Raw genomic sequence first — 15586 nt, forward strand, 5'->3', positions numbered from 1 at the left:
CTCTACATAAAATAATCGAAGTCGTTCTCGGAGCGTATCCGCCGGCGCAGGCGAAAAATCTGAACAGGAAGTGTCTGTGGATTGAGCTCCAGATAATTGGCGCCGGCATGCCACAGATAACGGGAGTCACTGACGAGTTCGTGCATCTGAAAGGTTTGGTCCGTGTTCACCCCCATTTCCTCGAAAGGCAGATAGAGCCAGGTGGAATGGGTATGATGGGGCTCGAGATTGGCCGCCACTAAAATGATGTTGGAATAGTCATCCGTCCATTTGCTGTAGCAGATGATCTCCTCGCGATCCACCGGGTGAAACATCAGGTTGCGGGTCTGCTGCAGTGCAGGATTGTCACGGCGGATCCGGTTAACCCGGGAGATCAAAGGCTTGAGGCTGTGGGGTTGGTCGATGTTCCAGTGATGAATCTCATACTTCTCGGAGTCGTTGTATTCTTCACTGAAGGGTTCCCTGGCTTCATTGACCTGGAGTTCGAATGGTGGGCCGTAGATGCCGTAATTGGAAGACAGAGTAGCCGCCAGCATCAGCCTGACCGCGAAGGCTGGGCGTCCACCGATCTGTAAATATTCCGGGAGAATATCCGGGGTATTGGGCCAAAGGTTGGGCCAGAAAAATTCCGCGGCATCCGTTTGAGTCAGTTCCTGGAAGTATTGCTCAATCTCCCATTTCATGTTGCGCCAGGTAAAGTAGGTGTATGACTGGGTGAAGCCTCCCTTGGCCAGGCGGTACATGGTTTTCGGACGGGTGAAGGCTTCGGCCAGAAAAAGCACCTCCGGATGTTCCGTCTTGATTTCGGCGATCACCCACTCCCAGAAATGCAGGGGTTTGGTATGCGGATTGTCTACCCGAAAGATACGGACTCCCTGGTCGATCCAGTACTGAAAAATACTGAGGAGTTCATTCGCCAGCTCCTCTGCATATTTCGATTCAAACTCGAAAGGGTAGATATCCTGGTATTTTTTCGGAGGATTCTCGGCATACTGCACCGTGCCGTCAGGCCGCCACTGAAACCACTCGGGGTGCTCCCTGACGTAAGGGTGGTCGGGACTGCATTGAAAGGCAATGTCGAGGGCGATGTCTATTCCATGATTCCGTGCTTCATGCAGCAGCCGGTGAAAATCCTCAAGGCTGCCGAGCTGGGGATGGATTGATTTATGCCCGCCTTCTTCGGCGCCTATGGCCCAGGGGCTGCCGGGAGCATTCTCCTCCGGGCTGATGGTGTTGTTTTTCCCTTTCCGAAAGGTATGACCGATGGGGTGGATTGGGGGCAGGTAGAGCACATCGAAGCCCATCTGGGCAATGTAGGGCAGCCGCTTGATACAGTCGTTGAAGGTGCCGTGGGTGCCGGGTTCTTCTGAGCAGGAGCGGGGGAACATCTCATACCAGGTGCTGAACCGGGCTCTGGCCGGCTCAATACGAACTTCGAGGATGTTCCGGTATCGTGTCAGATAGGTACGGTTCGGGTTGAGCGTCATCAGATAGGACAGCTCCTGGTCCACAACCCGAACACGGTCGACCGCAGAAATTCCCTCGTCCTGCAGGGTCGCCGCCTTCTGCCTGAGGCGCTCGGCGTCATCGTGGGCCGCCAGCTCGGCCGATTTGAGGATGATATCCGCACCCTCAAGCAATTCCACCGCAACGTCCAGGTCGTTGTCGTATTTTATCATCATCTGGCTTTGCCAGGTGCGGTATCTGTCGATCCAGGCCTGGACGGTGAATTCATAGATGCCAAGTTCGTCGGCTTTGAAGGAAGCCTGCCAGATATCGTTGATGACAAACTCCATGGGTAGCGTCCGCCAGGTATCTTCTCCTGCTCTGCGATAGAGCAGAATCGCGGCCAGTTTGTCATGGCCGTCGGCGAAAATATCGGCTTCTATGCGGACGGCTTCGTCCGCCGCCCTTCTGGCAGGAAATCGTCCGCCGTCGATCTCCGGCCTCAGCTTGTCAATGATGACTCTTTGTCTTATATCTTTTTTCATATCGGCCAACCTATTACCTCTATCTGATTTTTTTTTAAGGCAAAGTAATGGAAGAATGCTGCGTGAAAAAACGATACTGTCTCTGGTTTTCTTCTGTTTTGAAAATTGTCCTGATTGAGAACGGTTCAGTGCCATGTGGCAGTCTGCAGAGAATATGATTCCACTGAAAAATTAATACACTTCATCTTTATTCTAGGAATTACCGGGGATATGTCAATTTTAAATTCAGGAGAAGGCTGTGTTGCCCAATAAACACTTTCACCCCCTTAATTTCAGATTTGCAGAGCGATATAAAAACCGCACAATACAGATCGGCCATCGGAATTATCCGGTTGAAGTTGGTTCGACCGCGGAGCACATCCATCATATCGCTATCAGCTCTCAGACCGGGCCGCTGAAGGATGTGCGCGCTGAAAGGCCTGCCCGGCTGCCGGATGCTGTTGGCGAAGGGAGTTCCAGCCTCGAGATAACCTCCGTTGGCGGTATGCGGCTGCTTTCTCCTGCGGGAGATGTTCTGTTGGAAGGGTGCCGGCGCAGCTGGTTCGGAGTATGCGGACACGCCTGGCTTTTTCAGTTCCGGCGTGAAGCCGACATGAGCTTTTATGGGCTTGGAGAGAAGCAGGCCCCTTTCGAGCGTTCCAATCGAACCTATCGCTTCTATAATGTAGATGTCTGGGCGGATCACCACATCGAGCAGGTCAGAAACGGCGATTACGATCCGGACTACATCTCTATCCCCTATCTTATCATCAAGCGCGGCAACATTTTTATCGGGTTGTTGTCGGACAACCCTTATCCGGGGGTGATTTCCATTTCAGGCGAAGCTCAGGTGGCAGAGCAACTGCAGATACGACTCGATTATCCCGCCGCTGTGGTTATAGGTGCGGAAAACGGCCTTCCCTCGCTTTATTGTATTCTCGGACCCTCTCTGGCCGAACTCACCTGTAAACTGCAGATGCTGGTTGGTACCACGCCGCTGCCTCCTCTTTGGTCTCTCGGCTATCATCAGAGCCGCTGGGGCTATAGTGGGGATGCAGACCTCTTTGATCTCGCGGAACATTTTGAAAATCATAAATTCCCGGTGGACGGTCTCTGGCTGGATATCGATTATATGGACGAATTCCGCGTTTTCACCTTCAACAGGAAACATCTGCCCCACCCGGCTGAGACGGTCAGAGCCCTGAAAGAGAGAGGATATAGAGTCGTGCCTATCCTCGATCCCGGAGTGAAGCGCGAGGACGGTTATCCTGTTTTCACCGGCGGCAAAGAAGGCGGAATGTTCTGCCTCACCGAATCGGGCAAGATTTTCGTTGGCCTGGTCTGGCCGGGTTTCTCGGTCTTCCCGGATTTCAGCCTGGCGGAAGTCCGGCAGTGGTGGGCTGATCTGTGTCGGAAATTCTTCGAGTATGGTTTTGAAGGTGCCTGGATAGATATGAATGATCCATCCACCGGCCCCATAGATCCCTCATCCATGCGCTTTGAGTATGGCCATACCGAGCATGTGGCCTATCGCAATCAGTACGGCCTACTGATGGCCAGGGCCACCCGGGACGGTCTGCTGGCCGCGCGTCCTTATCAGAGGCCTTTCCTTTTGTCCCGTTCCGGCAGCACCGGTTCTCAGAAATATGCCGCTCACTGGACCGGGGATAACTTTTCGAACTACCACCATCTGCAGCGCTCCATCGGCAAATCTCTAAATCTGGCCCTGTCCGGGGTTCCTTTCAATGGGGCCGATGTCGGCGGTTTCGGGGATGATTGCGGAGAAGAGCTTCTTGTAGACTGGATAAAAACAGCATTTCTCTTTCCCTTCTTCCGCAATCACACCATGCGGGGAAGCCGCCCCCAGGAGCCCTGGGTGTATTCATCTGCAGCCTTGTCAATCATCCGCCGCTTTGTCCGTCTACGCTACAGCCTGATGCCATATCTCTACAATCTGTTCATGGATCAGGAGGAGAAAGGAGAGGCTGTCCTGCGCCCGCTGTTCTATGATTTTGCCGATACTGCATCACTGCCTCTTGGCCATATCGACGACCAGTTCATGGTGGGCCCCGCCATCATGCAGGCTCCCTTTGTTGAAGAAAACCGGCAGGAGCGGGAGCTGGTATTGCCGTCGGGGCACTGGCTCGATGGAGAAAGCGGGCAGTGGCTCAGGGGAAAGCGGCAGGTCAGGGCGATTAAAAAACCCTGGAGCACTCCTCTGTTTTTCCGGGAAGGAGGCCTGATTCCCTTTCAACCAGGAAAAAGAGAGAACAATAGCCATAATTTAAATGATATAGGTATGTTTTGCTGCCTGTCCCCAAAGTATGAGGGCACAAGCCGCTATCTCTATCGGAGCGACGACGGCATCAGTTTCGATTACCTCAAGGGCAGGCGCAGCACCGTGGAGGTGATGGCCTGGATCGAGGGGGATGACCTTCATCTGAAGCTCAATCCTCTGAGCCACGGATACGGTGAAGTGATCATCACCCCTTTCACCATTCACCCTTTTGCCGCGGTGATAATGGAAAATGAATCGGGCAGGCAATCGCTGCAGTTCGAGGAGCTAAGGGTGCGGTTAACTGGAAATAGCCTGACCTGGTATCGCTGGAATATTGCGGGACTGGAATAACTGACAGAGTGGGCTTCTGGGTTTTTTGTTCTAAAATCTTTCCGTTTTCCTGTTTTTTATGACAGACTTATAGAAGTAAGGAATTCCACTCAATGGAGCCAATGCGGATTTCTAAAATTAGCCAGGTTGAGCTGAACAAGAACTTCAGACAGACAAAGCCACGAAAACAATCAGTGAGTACTAACATCAGGAGAGAGTAATCATGCAGCATTTTTACCTGCTCATGGCATTTTTTTTGTTTCTCAACATCCTGGCCGGTCTGTTGCGTGTCGTTATTGGCCCTACCAGAGCCGACCGCATGCTTGCCGCTCAGCTCTTCAGCACCACCGGGTCAGCCATCTGTCTGCTAATAGCCGAAGCTCTGCAGATGGAAGGTGTCAGGGATACCGCCCTGGTTTTCGTCATTCTGTCGATTATGGCTGTTCTCGCTTTTGTACGGCGGCTTTCACCGAAAAACACCAGCGAGGGATCATGACCATCTGGGATATATTTTCTCTATTATCCTGTCTGGCAGGCGGATTCTTTTTTCTGGCCGGGACCGTGGGCATGCTCCGCTTTCCCGATGCCATGAGCCGTCTGCACGCCCTTACTAAAGCTGATAATCTGGGACTCGGATTCATTGTCCTGGGGCTTTCCCTGAGATCGCTGGTGCTGCCGGTCATCATCAAACTGCTGCTTATCTGGTTTACGGTCATGCTGGCAAGTTCCACGGCCTGCTATCTGGTGGGCAATTCCATTCTCGAGGAAGAGCGGAAAAACGGCAGGGAAAGATAAATCAGGCTGGAAACCTTCACCCCTAAAGGAGGACAATATGAGTGGTACAGGTCTCCTGCTCGATCTGGCACTGTGTGCCGCCCTGGTTTTCACGAGTTGGCGGGTTCTGCACTCCTCCGATCATTTTCAGGCAGTAGTCCTCTTCATCATCTTCGGTTTGATTCTGGCGTTGACCTGGGTCAGGCTGGATGCTCCCGATATTGCCATTGCAGAGGCGGCCGTTGGCGCCGGGCTCGCGGGTGTCATGCTTCTCGACACTTTGAGAATGATGAAATCCACAGCTGCAGAAAAAGCAGCAGAAGAAGACAGCTGGCAGGATGTGGCCGATCTCCCCTGGTACCACCAGGTCCTTTCCTTCGGAGCAGTCCTGCTGTTGTTATCCCTGCTCATAAGTACGGTGCTGGAACTCCCGCGGACAGAAGGAGGCCTGGCGGATCTGGTAAACGCCAAGCTGCAAGTAAGCGGCACCAAGCATCCGGTTACAGCCGTTCTCCTGAATTTCCGGGGATACGACACCTGGATGGAGCTCGGAATCCTTCTGGTAGCCATCCTGGGGGTTCTCTGCATCCGAAAGTGCCCGGATCTCCGGGCTGTCGCACCTCCCGCCGCTACCAACATCATCCTCGAAAACCTTGTCATGGGAATGATGCCTCTCCTGCTCCTGGTCGCCGGATACCTGCTTTGGCGGGGAGGCTTTGCCCCGGGGGGAGCTTTTCAGGCCGGTGTGGTTCTGGGCGCAGCTGGTATTCTTTTATGGATGGTCGGGTACCGGTCTTTGACCCTGCTGCCGGTAGGGATATGGCGGATTCTGATCATCATGGGTTTTCTGGCGTTTATCGCTATGGGCACTTCCTCCCTTCTGCGTACAGGAATCTTTCTGGCTTACGATCGACAATATGCGGGATTGCAGATTTTCCTCATGGAAAGCGCGGCCACTTTGTCCATTGGCGCAATATTGGCCGGATTGGTACTTGCTCTCCAGCCTTTGAGGAAGGAAATTTCCTCGTCAGACAGGGATGAGGGCTGAATTTCAAGAGGGTCTGCCTCGCACCTCGTGGAGATACGAAATATGATCGATTCTTTTCTGCTGTATGGAACGACAGCCGCAGTCCTTTTTGTCATGGGTCTGCAAAGCCTGCTCGGCCGCCGTCATCTTCTGCGCAAGATAATGGGCTTGAATATTATGGCGACCGGAGCATTTCTTCTTTTTATATCAGTTGCATACCGAAACAGGAATGTTTTTGCCGACCCCGTTCCCCAGGCCATGGTCATCACTGGTATAGTCGTTTCCATCAGCGCCACGGGATTTGCCCTGGCTCTGGCACGCAGGATCAAGGCGAAGACCGGGCTGATTTCCCTGGGCAACAAAGAAGTATCTCAGAAACCAGTGAAGCATACGCGGCAATGATGGTGTTTGTGGTGATCATACCCTTTGCAGGGGCTTTGCTTTCCTTGTTTTCGCCGGGGAAAATGAAGGAGTATGTCGGCATGGCCGCCGCCGCGGCCACTTGTCTGATTGTCATGCTGCTTGCCTTTATACCCGGTGGTGCCGTGGAATTCCACCACTCCCTCGGAGGATGGGCCAGTCCGCTGGGAATACGACTGCACGTCGACGGGTTGAGCATCATCTTTCTTCTACTGACTGCCGTGACCGGCCTGCTGGTCACGCTGTATGCCGGCCCCTACTTTAACTCTCCCCAGGAGGAAAAGACCGACGACTGGCATTTCTGGCCTTTGTGGCTGCTCCTCCTGGGAGGGTTGAATTCTCTGTATATTTCGGCGGATATATTCAATATGTATATACTGCTGGAATTAATCAGTCTGGCTGCCGTGGCCCTGACCACGTTGACAGGCCGGGCCGAGGCGCTCATCGCCGCCCTGCGCTATCTTATGGCCGCCATGATGGGGTCCCTGGTTTTCCTGCTGGGAGTGGCCTTCCTCTATGCCGAATACGGCATCCTCGATATCGGCGGCCTGGGATTGCTCCTTGAAACCAATCCTTCTACGATCACGGCCTTTGGCCTGATGGTCTTCGGCATGCTCATCAAGACGGCTCTGCTGCCTTTTCATTTCTGGCTGCCGGCCGCTCATGGCAACGCTCCCGCTCCGGTCAGCGCCATTCTCTCAGCCTTGGTGGTCAAGGGTTCCTACTTCATGACGCTGCGCATTTGGTTTCAGATTTTTCCCTCTGTCACAACGTATTCAGCCGCCCAGTTCCTGGGGGGACTGGGAGCCCTTGCCATTCTCTGGGGATCCTTTCAGGCGGTGCGGCAGAAACGGCTCAAGCTCCTGGTAGCCCACTCCACGGTAAGCCAGATAGGCTATCTCTTTCTGCTTTTTCCTCTGACCATTGCTCAGGTCTCCGGAGAACAGGATGTTTCCTGGAATATGCAGGCCTGGACCGGGGGAATCTGTCAGGCCGTCTCTCATGCCTCCGCCAAAGCCGCTCTGTTTCTGGCCGTGGGGAATATCATCCATGCGCTTGGTACGGACAGGCTGATCAGCCTGCGTGATATAAAGGGGAGGCTGCCCCTGACCGTGTTCACCATAGGCATCGCCGGAGTCAGTCTCATGGGGTTGCCTCCCAGCGGCGGGTTCGTGGCCAAATGGATGCTGCTCAACGCGGTAATCTCCAGTGGCCAATGGTGGTGGATTCCGGTCATTGTCCTGGGAAGTCTCCTCACCGCGGGATATGTCTTTCTCATGCTTGGCCATACCTTCGCTCCATCCCGTAGGAACGTTGCGCTTCAGTCAGTGCCGCGCACCCTGGAGATCTGCGCCTTCACCTTGGCCCTGGGCGCTGTCTTCATCGGCTTTACCACTTCTGGAATCATAGATCTGCTGCGTATGGAATTTCACGCTGTGCCTATACCGGATGCAGTATCCTGGAGGATGCCATGGTGAACTGGCAAGATTTGCTGCCTCTGATCACATTGGCCAGCTCCCTGGGCACCGGAATAGTGATCTTCTTTCTCTCGGAGAAACATTCCACTCTGCGCTCCCTTTTGAACATGTTCGGGGCAAGTGTCAAGGTGATTGCCGTTGCGGTCATGTCCTGGGGATTCCTGGTGCATGATGTGGACTACCAGATGCGGTTCACTCTGGCTCTTGGCTTTGATTTTCTTCTGCGGGTCGACTTCCTCTCTCTGGTTTTTCTCTCCCTGTCCGCCAATCTCTGGTTTTTGACCACCATCTATGCTATTGGATATCTGGAAGGATCGCCGAACCGCAGTCGTTTTTTCGGATTCTTCAGCCTCTGCGTTACCGCCAGTACAGGCATAGCCCTGGCCGGCAACCTCATTACCTTTTTTATCTTTTATGAATTCCTGACTCTGGTTACCTATCCTCTGGTGGTACATCGAGGTACCGAAAAAGCGATCAGGGCGGGACGTGTATACTTGTGGTACAACGTCAGCGGTGGCGCTGTCCTTTTTGTCGCGGTCGTCTATCTCACCACCCTGGCAGGCTCGTTTGATTTTACAGCCGGGGGGGTGCTGGCGGAAATAGCGGGCGATGAAAAGAGAAACCTCCTGCAGTTTATCTTCTTCCTGCTGGTGCTCGGGCTGGGAGTCAAAACGGCCATGGTGCCGCTTCACGGCTGGCTTCCGGTGGCCATGGTTGCCCCGGCCCCTGTCAGTGCCCTCCTTCATGCGGTAGCCGTGGTAAAAGCCGGAGCTTTCGGAATATTGCGCGTGATATACTATGTATACGGCAAGGATTATGCTGCTGCTCTGGGAGTGCTCTTCCCCCTGTCATTGGCGGCAGCCGTTACCATCCTTTATGGATCGCTGCAGGCCATGCATCACAAAGATTTGAAAAAACGGCTGGCCTATTCCACGGTAAGCCAGGTCTCTTATATTGTCCTGGGGATGACTCTGCTGAGTCCGCTGGCAGTGGTTGGCGGACTGGTTCATCTCATTCATCAGGGCATTATGAAAATCACTCTTTTCTTTTGCGCCGGAAATGTAGCGGAAACCCTGGGTTTCCATAGAATCGATGAACTCAGTGGTGTCGGCCGACGGATGCCGCTTACCATGGGCACCTTTACCATCGCCGCCTTCGGCATGATAGGAATTCCTCCGGTAGCCGGGTTCATCAGCAAATGGTACCTGGCCCTGGGCGGACTGCAGGACGGGCAATTATGGGTGGTTGCAGTCCTGGTGATCAGCACTCTGCTTAACGCCGCTTATTTCCTGCCCATTATCTATATCGTCTGGTTCAGGGTGCCTGAAGCCGGCGGGCCTTCTGAAAACTTTCAGGGTTTACTGGAAACCAGATGGACGCTTCTCCTGCCAACCGTTATCACGGCCTTTTTCAGCCTGGGCGCCGGATTATGGGCCGGGTGGCAATGGAGTCCACTGGGAGTTGCCGAAAAAATCGCTCAGGGCATGGGGATATTGCCATGATGTGCATTTTCAGCATCCTCCTGCCACTTGCCGCAGGTTTTCTGGTGCTCCTGCCTGCAAGCAGAAACATGGCGATGCGCCTGCTCCTTCCTCTGGCCGCTCTTCCTGCTCTTTTAACGGCTATTTTCGGCATAACAGCCGAGGTTGAAGTTCCGTCATTGATTCTGGGCCTGCGTTTCGGCATGGGTATTTACGGACGTACATTTCTTGCTGCCTCCGCCCTGGTCTGGCTGGCTTCGTCGCTGTTCACCCTTGGCTATATGGCAGGGAAGCCGAGAGTCACCTCCTTTGTTTTTTTCTTTTCTTTGACCATGAGCGGTAACTTCGGGCTCATTCTGGCACGCGATATTCCCTCCTTTTACACCTTTTTCGCGCTCATGACCTACGCGGCCTACGGTCTTGTGGTGCATGATCGCCGCCCCGAATCATTATTCGCCGGCAAAATATATCTGATCATGGCACTCTGCGGTGAAGCCGCGATAATTACAGCCATATTCCTGGCGGTAAGTTCAGCTCCAGGAATCGGAGTGGAGGATATCTTACCGGCGCTGCAGATTTCTCCCTGGAGAAGTATCATCCTCACCGCAGCCTTTATCGGTTTCGGAGTAAAAGCGGGTGCGTTTTTGCTGCATTTCTGGCTGCCTCTCGCTCATCCGGCGGCGCCGAGTCCCGCCAGTGCGGTTTTGAGCGGAAGCATGATCAAGGCAGGACTGCTCGGCTGGCTCCATTTCTTTCCCCCAGGTTCCATGGACTTTCATTTCTGGGGGATTGTCTTCCTCTGCTTTGGGGGATCCGCTCTTTTTTACGGGGTGGTCGTCGGTCTGCTGCAATTCAATCCTAAAACCATCCTTGCCTACTCCAGCATCAGCCAGATGGGGTTGATGACATTCACCCTTGGGGTGGGATTGTATGATGCCGACCTCTGGCCGGTTGTGAGGCCGGTTCTGCTAGTGCTGATCCTCAACCATTCCCTGAGCAAGGGGCTTCTTTTTTTGATGACGGGCGCTGCAGGATCCGTTGGTAAAAGCAGGATATCGGCAATACTCTTTTCGACGGCCTTGTTTTTTCCCGTTCTGGCTCTGGCGGGTTTCCCCTGGACTGCCGGAGCAGCTGTAAAATACGGACTCAAGGGTGCCGCCTCTGCAAGCTCCGTTGCCTGGCCGGTCGAACCTTCCCTGCTTTTGACATTAAGTGGTGTGGCCACCGCACTGCTTCTCGGTCATTTTCTCATCAGGTTGCAGGAAAAGAAGAATTCTAAGGAGCAACGGCTGCATTTTTACATGTGGTTGCCACTGGCAGCCTTGCTGTTCGTGCTTGTCGTGGTGATGATCATCGCCCCGCATTTTATGGGAATGGAAACTGATATCGAAAAGATGACCCATTATGATTCGTGGTCCACCGCCTGGCCGGTGCTGGTCGGTCTGCTTCTGGCGCTGCCTTTTCGAGTTTTCTGCGCCAGATGTGCCCTGCCGGAATTTCAATCCGGGAAACGGGCCGGGCAATTGGCACGGCCGTTCTTCCGTCTCAATCTCTGGGGCATGATCCGTTTGGCTCAGCGGAAAAGAAGGTTGACCCGGTTTTTCTGGACTCAATATGCTGCACTTTTCGACAGGGGCAAGGATTCTTATCCTGTTTTCAAATGGATTGAAGATCGTTTCATGCACTGGAACACCGCAGGGCTGATGTTTGTCACCCTACTGGTGGTATTTATCCTTTTAACTCTTTTACAGGGGCAATCATGAAGCTGAAATCTCTCTGGCTCAGGGCCCTATTGTTCCGCCTGATCCTGTTCTCCATTATCTGGTGGGGGCTGAGTGAGGGGAGGATTCCCTATCTTCTGCCTCCTGCTCTGTTTGTTATAATGGCGGCAGGCGTCAGCATGTTCAGCGTACCACCGGGTAAATGGACCATCCGCCTGCTGGCTGTACCGGAGTTTATAGTCTTTTTTTTAATACAGACTTTTCTGGCTGGACTGGAGGTTGCCTTCAGGGCATTTCACCCAAGGCTGCCCCTTGAAACCGGTCTCATTTCCTATACGCCGGGGTTGTCCCGGCAATCAGCGAAAATATTCCTTGTCTGGATCATCAGCCTCCTGCCCGGCACCGCCAGTATCTCTTTCGAGGAAAATCGGGTGCTGATTCATGTGCTGGACACAGAGCAGGTCCACCAGGAAAAACTCTTGGCCATTGAAAAGCGTGTGGCCTCGCTTTTCGGATGAACTATTGCCGCAGAAAAGGATCTTTTTTTCAACGAGCCGAAGCTGCGTAGATATATTATGATCAAAGCATACGGCCCTGGGCGCCGTGAGATGTTGCTGCACCGGGCCTGAAATCTTCTCTCACTTAAGCACTTCTGACCAACGCAGGTTTTTTGAGAAAAGACCGAGAAGTCTGGCGATCAAGAGCCTGAAGCAGAGTGCCGAACTGCCGCGAATTTATCGGAAGGAGCGCATGAGAATACGTTTTAAGCTGCTGTTGTATACCTTTACTCTCGTTCTGCTGACGACAGTCGCAACCATGGGAGGGGCGATGTATCTTGACTACATCGAGACCACCCGGGAGAATTATGCCCGCCTGAACGGCGCCTCGATCAATTTCCAGAGAAGGATCAGCGACATCATCCGCGAATCGCTGCAGCATTTCCGCTATTTTTCGCAAGACTCCCAAATTCCCGCGCTGGTCAGACGCGACTGCGACCCGTCCGGCAGCCCGGGCGACCGTGTCCTCATCGATGGGCTCTACGGCTTTGCCTGGGGCGCCGGGGCAAAAAACTTCGGCCTCTACTGTTTGCAGGAGGATGGCGGTGAGGGCCTCCGATATTTCTACAGTGAGCCTAAAGGCGGCCTGGTCAGGATCGAGGAGGATGGCCGAGGCACGCTTTTTCATCCGCACCGGCACGGCTACAGCGAAATAGCGATAAATGGCCATCCCGGCTATCCCGTACGTCTGGTCCCGGGCGAGCGCCTGCGTCTGGAAAAAGATGGTGCAGTGGGGACGAGCCTGGTCCTCAGCCTGGAATATCGCTCGCCATTGCATGCAAGCGATGTGCCGGCAGGTGCTCATCTTGGCCATCTGGTCATGCAACAGAATCTGGCGGAGTTGAGCCGGTCCTTCACCGAAGAGATCGGCCTCGGCTTTGCATTGTTCGATAGGGGAGGACGTCCGGTCGGCGGCAGCATGGCGCTGTCAGAGCTGGCGGGGCCAGTCCCGCCTGCCACGCAGCACGACATCGTGACCGACGGCAACGGCAAGGCATACGACACAGTGCTGCGGCCCCTGGTCTTCGACGGCGAGCTGCTCGGCTATGTTGCCGTGGGCATTCCGGTGAGCGAGACGATGCAGGGGATAAAGAACTCTGCCTGGCTGCTGAGCTTCATTGACGGCATCATCCTGCTCCTCTTCGTCGGTGTTTCCTCGCTGCTGATCGCCTATATCATCCGCCCGATCCAGGATCTCACTCTTTCGGCCAGACAGATCGCTGCGGGCGATCTCGATCATCCGGTGCGTACCGGATCGCGGGACGAGATCGGCGAACTGGCCATTGCTTTCAATCAGATGCTGGAAAATCTGCGCCACAAGACCACCTCGATCGAAAAGTTGCAGAGGGCTGAAGAAGCGCTGCTGCAGGAAAGCACTACCCGACGCATCCTGGTGGAGCAGTCACGCGACGGTATCGTCATTCTCAACCAGCAGGGCGAGGTGCATGAGGCCAATCAGCGCTTCGCCGAAATGCTCGGTTATTCCCTTGAGGAGGTGCGCGAACTGCATGTCTGGGACTGGGATACGTGCTGGGATCGAGAGCAACTTCTCGGCATGCTGCAGGAGGTCGATGATGCCGGAGACTTTTTCGAGACCCGTCATCGCCGCAGGGACGGCTCCTGCCTGGATGTCGAAATCAGCACCAACGGCGCCGTCTGCGGCGACCGCAAGCTGGTGTTCTGCGTGTGCCGCGACATTACCGAGCGCAAATGCGCCGAGCAGGACCTCAAAAGGGCCAAGGAGGAAGCAGAGACGGCCAACCTGGCCAAAAGCCGCTTCCTGGCCATCATGAGTCACGAAATCCGTACACCGATGAATGGGGTCATCGGCATGATCGGCCTGCTGCTCGACACCGAGCTGGACGACAAGCAGCGTCATTACGCTCAGACGGTGCAGATCAATGCAAAGGCCCTGCTGGCAATCATCAACGACATTCTCGACTTTTCCAAGATCGAGGCCGGCATGGTCGAACTCGAGGAGATAGAATTCAACCCGCGCGGTCTGCTTGATGATCTGGCGCATACCATGGGCGTGCCGGCGGAGCAGAAGGGGCTGGAATTCATCTGCGCCGTTGCGCCGGAAGTTCCCCTTCGGCTGGGTGGCGATCCCGGTCGCCTGCGTCAGGTTCTGGTCAATCTGGCCGCCAATGCCGTGAAATTCACCACGACCGGCCGGGTCGAGGTGGGTGTCGAGTTGCATCGCCGGGAAGAGGATAGGGTCTTTCTTCAGTTCGTCATCGAAGATACCGGCATTGGCATCAGCATGGAAAAGCGGGAGAGCGTCTTCAGCAGCTTTACCCAGGCCGACGCCTCGACCTCGCGCAGATACGGCGGAACCGGCCTTGGGCTGTCGATCTCCAGGCAGCTGGTCAGACTTATGGGCGGCGATATTGATCTGGTCAGCGAGGTCGGCGGCGGATCGCGGTTTTCTTTTATCCTTTCTTTTGCGGAAATCCCGGAAAATGAGCCGCCCTGGCGAGAGAAACTGATCGGCTGTACTGTTCTGGTGGCGGACGGAAGCACTGCCAACCGCCGGCTGCTGGCACGACTGTTGCGGTTCTGGCAAGTCAATGTCGTGGAAACCGCCGACGGCGAAAAGGTGCTGCCGCTGCTCAGGGAGGCGCAGGCACAGGGCCGGCCGTTTACCGCGGCCTTCATCGATCTCGGTATGTCGAGCGGCGAAACTGTGGTGCGCCGGCTTGCCGAGTCCGAAATTCTGACCCGGCCGCAACTGCTGCTCATGGCCTCGCTGGAACAGCACCGCAACCTCTATGACCAGGAGTTCGAGGATATCGGCAAGGTCCTGATCAAGCCGTTGCGCCATGCCGATCTGTGCCGGCATCTGGCGGAGGTTTTCATGACCCAGGATTCGGCGCAGAACGAAATCGCCATCGAAGGGCCGCTGCCTGCTGCCTTGCCCCAATATGGCGACGCCTCTATCCTGCTGGCAGAGGACAATGCCACCAACCGGTTGATCATGGTCGGCATTCTGCACAAGTATGGCTTTACCAATATCGATATGGCAGCCAGCGGCGCCGAGGCCTTGCGGGCCATGGAGGACAAGCTGTACGATCTGGTGTTCATGGATGTGCAGATGCCAGAGATGGACGGCCTGGAGGCCACGCGCATCGTGCGCGCCGGAAAGGGCCCCAATGCCGGGACGCCGATCATCGCTTTGACGGCCTATGCCATGACGGAAGACCGCCGGCTCTGTCTTGAGGCCGGCATGGATGATTATTTGACCAAACCAGTCGATCCGGAAAACATTCTGGCGGCCATCGAGCGCTGCCTCTCTTGAATTCGGAGTAGCGCCACTTCACCGGCACCGACAAGGTGACATGGATTTACGATGACCTGCTTTCGCAGAATTCAATTTCATTCCCGGACCGCTGACTTCCTTCTGCCAAGCCTTCATTGGTCTGCCATAATTGCAATAGTCTGGAGGCAGCAGGCGATTCACTCACTCCTTTTGTTGCCAAACGAGGCAACTTTTGCTATGAGTGCAAGTCTTGTAAAAAAGACCTGCCGAAAACTGCAGGCGCTGAACCGA

Annotated in this window: 11 protein-coding genes; 10 read left to right on the forward strand and 1 reads right to left on the reverse strand. The window is 54.7% G+C overall.

The window, feature by feature from the left end; genetic code table 11:
- Nucleotides 1-2: 2 nt before the first annotated feature.
- Nucleotides 3-1991, reverse strand: a complete 1989-nt coding sequence (locus tag JWG88_RS11430; protein WP_205233888.1) for an alpha-1,4-glucan--maltose-1-phosphate maltosyltransferase — start codon at nt 1989-1991, stop codon at nt 3-5.
- Between the two features lie 238 nt (nt 1992-2229).
- Here JWG88_RS11430 and JWG88_RS11435 point away from each other — a divergent pair, with 238 nt between their 5' ends.
- The 10 genes from JWG88_RS11435 (at nt 2230) to JWG88_RS11480 (ending at nt 15334) form a co-directional block, all read left to right on the forward strand.
- Nucleotides 2230-4599 (forward strand): TIM-barrel domain-containing protein, encoded by a 2370-nt coding sequence (locus JWG88_RS11435; protein WP_205233889.1) that lies wholly within the window; start codon nt 2230-2232, stop codon nt 4597-4599.
- A gap of 202 nt (nt 4600-4801) precedes the next feature.
- Entirely contained in the window at nt 4802-5074 is a 273-nt protein-coding gene (locus JWG88_RS11440) for an MrpF/PhaF family protein (protein ID WP_205233890.1), read from the forward strand.
- Nucleotides 5071-5373, forward strand: a complete 303-nt coding sequence (locus JWG88_RS11445) for a cation:proton antiporter (protein ID WP_205233891.1) — start codon at nt 5071-5073, stop codon at nt 5371-5373. Before JWG88_RS11440 ends, JWG88_RS11445 begins: the two co-directional genes overlap by 4 nt.
- Nucleotides 5374-5410: 37 nt before the next feature.
- Nucleotides 5411-6400: a hydrogenase subunit MbhD domain-containing protein gene (locus JWG88_RS11450; protein ID WP_205233892.1), complete on the forward strand. Its 990-nt coding sequence runs from the start codon at nt 5411-5413 to the stop codon at nt 6398-6400.
- Between the two features lie 42 nt (nt 6401-6442).
- Nucleotides 6443-6781 carry a sodium:proton antiporter gene (locus JWG88_RS11455; RefSeq protein WP_205233893.1) on the forward strand — a complete coding sequence of 113 codons (339 nt, stop codon included), beginning with the start codon at nt 6443-6445 and terminating at the stop codon, nt 6779-6781.
- A complete protein-coding gene (locus JWG88_RS11460) occupies nt 6778-8277 on the forward strand; it encodes a complex I subunit 5 family protein (protein ID WP_205233894.1) in 1500 nt (499 codons plus the stop codon). Before JWG88_RS11455 ends, JWG88_RS11460 begins: the two co-directional genes overlap by 4 nt.
- A complete protein-coding gene (locus JWG88_RS11465; protein ID WP_205233895.1) occupies nt 8271-9779 on the forward strand; it encodes a proton-conducting transporter transmembrane domain-containing protein in 1509 nt (502 codons plus the stop codon). Before JWG88_RS11460 ends, JWG88_RS11465 begins: the two co-directional genes overlap by 7 nt.
- Complete coding sequence (locus JWG88_RS11470) at nt 9776-11521, forward strand: complex I subunit 5 family protein (RefSeq protein WP_205233896.1); 1746 nt, start codon at nt 9776-9778, stop codon at nt 11519-11521. The genes JWG88_RS11465 and JWG88_RS11470 overlap by 4 nt, the downstream gene beginning before the upstream one ends.
- Complete coding sequence (locus tag JWG88_RS11475) at nt 11518-11997, forward strand: Na+/H+ antiporter subunit E (protein ID WP_205233897.1); 480 nt, start codon at nt 11518-11520, stop codon at nt 11995-11997. Before JWG88_RS11470 ends, JWG88_RS11475 begins: the two co-directional genes overlap by 4 nt.
- Nucleotides 11998-12229: 232 nt before the next feature.
- Nucleotides 12230-15334, forward strand: a complete 3105-nt coding sequence (locus JWG88_RS11480; RefSeq protein ID WP_205233898.1) for a response regulator — start codon at nt 12230-12232, stop codon at nt 15332-15334.
- Nucleotides 15335-15586 lie beyond the last annotated feature (252 nt).

This window comes from Desulfopila inferna (assembly GCF_016919005.1).
GTDB classification, from domain to species: domain Bacteria; phylum Desulfobacterota; class Desulfobulbia; order Desulfobulbales; family Desulfocapsaceae; genus Desulfopila_A; species Desulfopila_A inferna.

Coding starts and splice junctions, on each gene's coding strand:
- JWG88_RS11430 (WP_205233888.1), bottom strand. CDS start 1,991: ATGAAAAAAGATATAAGACAAAGAGTCATCATTGACAAGCTGAGGCCG.
- JWG88_RS11440 (WP_205233890.1), top strand. CDS start 4,802: ATGCAGCATTTTTACCTGCTCATGGCATTTTTTTTGTTTCTCAACATC.
- JWG88_RS11445 (WP_205233891.1), top strand. CDS start 5,071: ATGACCATCTGGGATATATTTTCTCTATTATCCTGTCTGGCAGGCGGA.
- JWG88_RS11450 (WP_205233892.1), top strand. CDS start 5,411: ATGAGTGGTACAGGTCTCCTGCTCGATCTGGCACTGTGTGCCGCCCTG.
- JWG88_RS11455 (WP_205233893.1), top strand. CDS start 6,443: ATGATCGATTCTTTTCTGCTGTATGGAACGACAGCCGCAGTCCTTTTT.
- JWG88_RS11460 (WP_205233894.1), top strand. CDS start 6,778: ATGATGGTGTTTGTGGTGATCATACCCTTTGCAGGGGCTTTGCTTTCC.
- JWG88_RS11465 (WP_205233895.1), top strand. CDS start 8,271: ATGGTGAACTGGCAAGATTTGCTGCCTCTGATCACATTGGCCAGCTCC.
- JWG88_RS11470 (WP_205233896.1), top strand. CDS start 9,776: ATGATGTGCATTTTCAGCATCCTCCTGCCACTTGCCGCAGGTTTTCTG.
- JWG88_RS11475 (WP_205233897.1), top strand. CDS start 11,518: ATGAAGCTGAAATCTCTCTGGCTCAGGGCCCTATTGTTCCGCCTGATC.
- JWG88_RS11480 (WP_205233898.1), top strand. CDS start 12,230: ATGAGAATACGTTTTAAGCTGCTGTTGTATACCTTTACTCTCGTTCTG.